Genomic DNA, 5,741 nt, shown 5'->3' with positions numbered 1-5,741 from the left:
CCGGCGGCGGCACCGAACGGAAACCCGAACCGAACACCACCACCACTCCACTGGGGGAATCGTTGTGCTAGTCAAGCTCCTCCGCAGCCACCTGCGCCCGTACCGGGGCACGCTGTGGGTGATCGTCGCGCTCCAGCTGGTGCAGACGATCGCCATGCTCTACCTGCCGACGCTGAACGCCGACATCGTCGACAACGGCCTGATCAAGGGCGACATGCCCTACATCCTGCGGGTCGGCGCGATGATGCTCGCCGTCACGCTGGCCCAGATCGTCGGCTCGATCGGCGCGGTGTACTTCGGCGCGCGCACGGCGATGGCGATCGGCCGGGACATCCGCGCCGGGGTCTTCCACCGGGTGCAGGACTTCTCGGCCCGCGAGGTCGGCCAGTTCGGCACGCCGTCGCTGATCACCCGCACCACCAACGACGTCCAGCAGGTCCAGATGCTGGTCCTGATGACGCTGACGCTGATGGTGTCCGCGCCGATCATGTGCGTCGGCGGCATCATCCTGGCGCTGAACCTCGACGTGCCGCTGTCGTCGCTGCTGCTGGTGATCGTGCCCGTGCTCGCGGTCTCGGTCGGGCTCATCATCGCGAAGATGCGTCCCGCGTTCCGGCTGATGCAGCAGCGCATCGACCGGATCAACCAGATCCTGCGCGAGCAGATCATGGGCATCCGGGTCATCCGGGCGTTCGTGCGCGACAAGCACGAACGGCAGCGGTTCGACGTCGCCAACGACGAGCTGCTCACCGTCTCCCTGCGGGTCGGGCGGCTGATGGCGCTGATGTTCCCGATCGTCATGCTGGTGATGAACGTGTCCAGCGTCGCGGTGCTGTGGTTCGGCGGCCAGCGGATCGACTCCGGCAGCATGCAGATCGGCGCCATGACGGCGTTCCTGTCCTACCTGCTGCAGATCCTGATGGCCGTCATGATGGCCACGTTCATGTTCATGATGGTGCCGCGCGCGGAGGTCAGCGCCGAGCGGATCAGCGAGGTGCTCGACACCTCCTCGAGCGTCCGCCCGCCGGTGTCGCCGATCCGGCCGGGCGAGGTGCACGGGCACCTGGAGCTCTCCGGCGTCGAATTCCGCTACCCCGGCGCGGAAAAGCCGGTGCTGTGCGACATCTCGCTGATCGGGCGGCCGGGGGAGACCACCGCCGTGATCGGGTCGACCGGCACCGGCAAGACGACGCTGCTCAACCTGATCCCCCGGCTGATGGACGCCACCGCCGGCACGGTGAAGGTCGACGGCGTCGACGTGCGCGACCTCGACCCGGCGGTGCTCGCCCGCGCGGTCGGGCTGGTGCCGCAGAAGCCGTACCTGTTCGCCGGCACGGTGGCGAGCAACCTGCGCTACGGCAATCCGGACGCGACCGACGAAGAGCTGTGGCACGCCCTGGAAGTGGCGCAGGGCAAGGACTTCGTCGAAGCGATGGCCGAAGGCCTCGACGCCCCGATCGCGCAGGGCGGCACGAACGTCTCGGGTGGCCAGCGGCAGCGCCTCGCGATCGCGCGGATGCTGGTGCACAAACCGGAGATCTACCTGTTCGACGACTCGTTCTCGGCGCTCGACTACGCGACCGACGCGGCGCTGCGCCGCGCGCTGGTGTCGGAGACCAAGGACGCGACGGTGGTCATCGTCGCGCAGCGGGTCAGCACCATCCGGGGCGCCGACCGGATCATCGTCCTCGACGAGGGCCGCGTCGTCGGCACCGGCACCCACCACGAACTGATGGACGGCAACGAAACCTACCGGGAGATCGTGCTGTCCCAGCTCACCGAGCAGGAGGCGGCGTGAGTACCACGGAATCGCCCGAAGCCGCCGTCACCGACGCCGGCGAACGGCCGACCGCCGAGCGGCACAAGAACACCGGTGCCGCGGCCGCCGGACCGGCGGCCCGCTGGATGAGCGGCGGCGCCCCGGCGGAAAAGGCCCTGGACTTCAAGGGTTCCCTCAAACGGCTGCTGCAGCTGCTGAGACCGCAGCGGGCGGCGCTGATCGGCGTCCTCGTGCTCGGCGCGGCCAGCGTCACGCTGACCGTGATCGGACCGAAGATCCTCGGCCAGGCCACCGACGCCATCCTCGCCGGCGTGCTCGGCAAGCAGGTGCCGCCGGGGGTCACCAAGGAGCAGATCGTCGCCGGCCTGCGGGCCCGCGGCGACGGCACGCTCGCCGACATCTACAGCCGGGTCGACCTCGTGCCCGGCGTCGGCATCGACTTCGACAAGGTCGGCCAGATCCTGCTGACCGTGCTGGCGCTGTTCGTCATCTCGTCGTTCTTCGGGCTCATCCAGGCCCGGCTGACGACGACGCTGGTGCAGCAGGCGGTGTACCGGCTGCGCCAGGAGGTCGAGGACAAGTTCGCGCGGCTGCCGCTGAAGTACTTCGACCGCCAGCCGCGCGGTGAGGTGCTTTCCCGTGTCACCAACGACATCGACAACCTCGCGCAGTCGCTGCAGCAGACGCTGTCGCAGATCGTGTCGTCGCTGCTGACGGTGATCGGCGTGCTGATCATGATGTTCCTGATCTCGCCGCTGCTGGCGCTGATCGCGCTGCTGACCGTGCCGCTGTCGGCGGTCGTGGCCGCGAAGGTCGGGAAGCGGGCGCAGCCGAACTTCATCAAGCAGTGGTCGACCACGGGCAAGCTCAACGCCCACGTCGAGGAGATGTACACCGGGCACTCGCTGGTCAAGGTGTTCGGCCGCCGCGACGAGTCCGCGGCGATCTTCGACAAGCAGAACGAAACGCTGTACCAGGCGAGCTTCCGGGCGCAGTTCATCTCCGGGATGATCCAGCCGGCGATGATGTTCATCGGCAACCTGAGCTACGTGCTGGTGGCGGTGATCGGCGCGCTGCGCGTCGCGTCGGGCAACCTGACGCTCGGCGAGGTGCAGGCGTTCATCCAGTACTCGCGCCAGTTCAGCCAGCCGGTGACGCAGATCGCCAGCATGGCGAACCTGCTGCAGTCCGGGGTCGCGTCGGCCGAGCGGGTGTTCGCGCTGCTCGACGCCGAAGAGCAGGCTCCGGAGCCGGCTTCGCCGGAACGGCCGGCGGTGATCCGGGGGCGCGTGGAGTTCCAGGACGTCTCGTTCCGCTACCTGCCGGACAAGCCGCTGATCGACGACCTCTCGCTGACCGTGGAACCCGGTCAGACGGTGGCGATCGTCGGCCCGACCGGGGCGGGGAAGACGACGCTGGTCAACCTGCTCATGCGGTTCTACGAGCTCGACAGCGGGCGGATCACGCTCGACGGCGTCGACATCGCGAAGATGAACCGCGAACAGCTGCGCGACCAGACCGGGATGGTGCTCCAGGACGCGTGGCTGTTCGGCGGCACGATCGCGGAGAACATCGCCTACGGCGCGGACGACCCGAGCCGCGAGGAGATCATCGAAGCGGCGCAGGCGACGTACGTCGACCGCTTCGTGCGGACCTTGCCGGACGGGTACGAAACGGTGCTCGACGACGAGGGCGGCACGGTCAGCGCGGGTGAGAAGCAGCTGATCACGGTGGCGCGGGCGTTCCTGGCCAAGCCGGTCATCCTCATCCTCGACGAGGCGACCAGCTCGGTCGACACCCGCACCGAGGTGCTCATCCAGCGGGCGATGAACGAGCTGCGCAGCGGCCGCACGAGCTTCGTCATCGCGCACCGCCTCTCGACGATCCGCGACGCGGACGTGATCCTGGTGATGGAGCAGGGCCGCATCGTCGAGCAGGGCGACCACGAAACGCTGCTGCACAGCGGTGGTGCGTACGCGCGGCTGTACGCGGCTCAGTTCGCGGAAGCCATGGCCGAGACGGACTGAGGTCCGGTGAAGGACTCGTTCCTGGTGTCGGACACCGGGAACGAGTCCTTCACCGCGTCCGGGCGGGGCGCCGGGCCGAGAGCCAGGTGTGGACGAGCAGCCCGGCGGCGAGGAACAGCGTCCCCTGGTAGACCGCCGCGTAGCCGGCCCCGGCGATCAGCCACACGGAAACGGCGAACGACACCCCGGCCACCGTGACGTCCAGCGCCAGCCGCCCGCCACGGACCTTCTCCCGGTCGCCGCGCGCCAGCCAGTGGAGCTGGGCGGCCGCGGACAGCAGGTAGGGCACGGCGGCGGTGAAGCTCGTGATCAGCACGAGGACCCGGAACACCTGCGCGGTCCCGCTGAGGTAGTTGACCAGGATCAGCACGGAGGCCAGGACGACGCCGATCAGCGCCCCGGCCCACGGCACGTCCCGGCGCACCCGGGTGAAGACCCGCGGGAAGAGCCCGTCGACGGCGGCGGCGTAGGGCATCTGGGCGCTCATCAGGATCCAGCCGTTGAGCGCGCCGACGATCGACAGCACCGCCGCGGCGGCCATCACCACGCCGCCGGCCGTTCCGCCGAACATGGCGTTCAGCGCGTCGGAGAGCGGGGCCGCCGAGCCGGCCAGTGCGGCGTGCGGAACGAGGCCGAACACCGCGACGGTGCCGAGCACGTAGACCACCGCGGAGGCCACCGTGCCCAGGACGCCCGCCCGGATCACGTTGCGCTCCGGGTTCCGCACTTCCCCGGCGCTGACCGCCGCCGACTCCACGCCGAGGTAGGAGTAGAGCAGGATCGCCGCGGCGGCCGACAGCGAGGGCAGCACGCCCTGGCCGGTCGCGTCGAACGGCCCGAAGTTGTCCGCGTGGACGAAGAACGGGCCGAGGACGGCGACCACCGCCAGCGGCAGGAACTTCAGGACGGTCGAGACGATCTGGGCGGCGGCGACGTACTCGAGTCCCGCGAAGTTCGTCAGCGCCGGCAGCCACAGGGCGGCCAGCGCGAGGAGTGCCTGCCAGCCCGCGCCGCTCGGCACCGGCAGCAGGATCTGCAGGTACCCGACGGCCGCGACCGCCAGCGCCGCGTTGCTGGTCCAGGTCATCGTCCAGTACGACCAGACCGACACGAACCCGGCGAAGTCCCCGAACGCCTCGCGCGGGTAGACGTAGAGGCCACCGGTGACGGGCGTCCGGGCGGCGAGCCGGCCGAAGAGCACCGCCAGCGCCACCGCGCCCACGGTGAGCACGGCGAGGGCGACGATGCTCACCGTGCCGTACGGCGCGACCGTCGCGGGCAGCAGGAACACGCCGCCGCCGATGATGTTGCCGGTGACCAGGCACACAGCGGTCAGCAGCCCGAACCGGCGCCGGGGCGGCTCGTCGGCGGGATTCCGGCCTGGCTGCGGGTTCATGCTCCCTCTTCCGTCGGTCCCGTGTGGACGTTCGGGATCCTACGAGCCGGGAAGAACTGCTCCCACGGACTGGGAGTGTTACGTTCGCCGGCGTGCCGAGCTCCCTCGAAACCGCGTTGTCCCGCGGCCCGGTCGTCATCGACGGCGGCCTGTCCAACCAGCTGGAGGCGGCCGGCCACGACCTGTCCGACGAACTGTGGACCGCCCGCCTCCTGCGTGACGAACCGTCAGCGATCGCCGACGCGCACGCGGCCTACTTCGCCGCCGGGGCGAGCGTCGTCCTCACCGCGAGCTACCAGGTCGGTTTCGCCGCCTTCGCCCGCCACGGCATTCCCGCTCCGGAGACCGCGAGGCTGTTGCACCGCAGCGTTTCCCTCGCCCGGGCGGCCCGGGACGCGGGACCTGATCGTCCACTGTGGATCGCGGCGTCGGTCGGCCCGTACGGCGCCACCCTGGCGGACGGTTCGGAGTACCGCGGCCGGTGGAAGTCGTGGAGCTGGGTTGCGGTCAGGCCGTAGCGGCCGCGGTACTCCGAACC

4 protein-coding genes are annotated in these 5,741 nt (G+C 70.0%); 3 read left to right on the top strand and 1 reads right to left on the bottom strand.

What is annotated here, in order from left to right:
• Positions 1-64: 64 nt before the first annotated feature.
• Positions 65-1,798 carry an ABC transporter ATP-binding protein gene (locus CCN39_RS45305; RefSeq protein ID WP_086853082.1) on the top strand — a complete coding sequence of 578 codons (1,734 nt, stop codon included), beginning with the start codon at positions 65-67 and terminating at the stop codon, positions 1,796-1,798.
• On the top strand, positions 1,795-3,807 hold the full coding sequence (locus tag CCN39_RS45300; RefSeq protein WP_086853080.1) for an ABC transporter ATP-binding protein: 2,013 nt from the start codon (positions 1,795-1,797) through the stop codon (positions 3,805-3,807). The genes CCN39_RS45305 and CCN39_RS45300 overlap by 4 nt, the downstream gene beginning before the upstream one ends.
• A gap of 49 nt (positions 3,808-3,856) precedes the next feature.
• On the opposite strand, the gene CCN39_RS45295 is transcribed toward CCN39_RS45300, so the two are convergent.
• Complete coding sequence (locus CCN39_RS45295) at positions 3,857-5,203, bottom strand: amino acid permease (RefSeq protein ID WP_086853078.1); 1,347 nt, start codon at positions 5,201-5,203, stop codon at positions 3,857-3,859.
• Between the two features lie 92 nt (positions 5,204-5,295).
• Between CCN39_RS45295 and CCN39_RS45290 the strand changes: the two genes are divergently transcribed.
• Complete coding sequence (locus tag CCN39_RS45290) at positions 5,296-5,721, top strand: homocysteine S-methyltransferase family protein (RefSeq protein WP_086853076.1); 426 nt, start codon at positions 5,296-5,298, stop codon at positions 5,719-5,721.
• The last annotated feature ends 20 nt before the right edge of the window (positions 5,722-5,741 follow it).

The sequence above is a fragment of the Amycolatopsis kentuckyensis genome, from assembly GCF_002155975.1.
Lineage (GTDB): Bacteria > Actinomycetota > Actinomycetes > Mycobacteriales > Pseudonocardiaceae > Amycolatopsis > Amycolatopsis kentuckyensis.
Note: the sequence above shows the minus strand (reverse complement) of the source record. Positions and strands in the feature narration are given on the sequence as shown.

Excerpts from the sequence above, each read along its gene's own strand:
- CCN39_RS45295 (WP_086853078.1), bottom strand. The coding sequence starts at position 5,203 with ATGAACCCGCAGCCAGGCCGGAATCCCGCCGACGAGCCGCCCCGGCGC.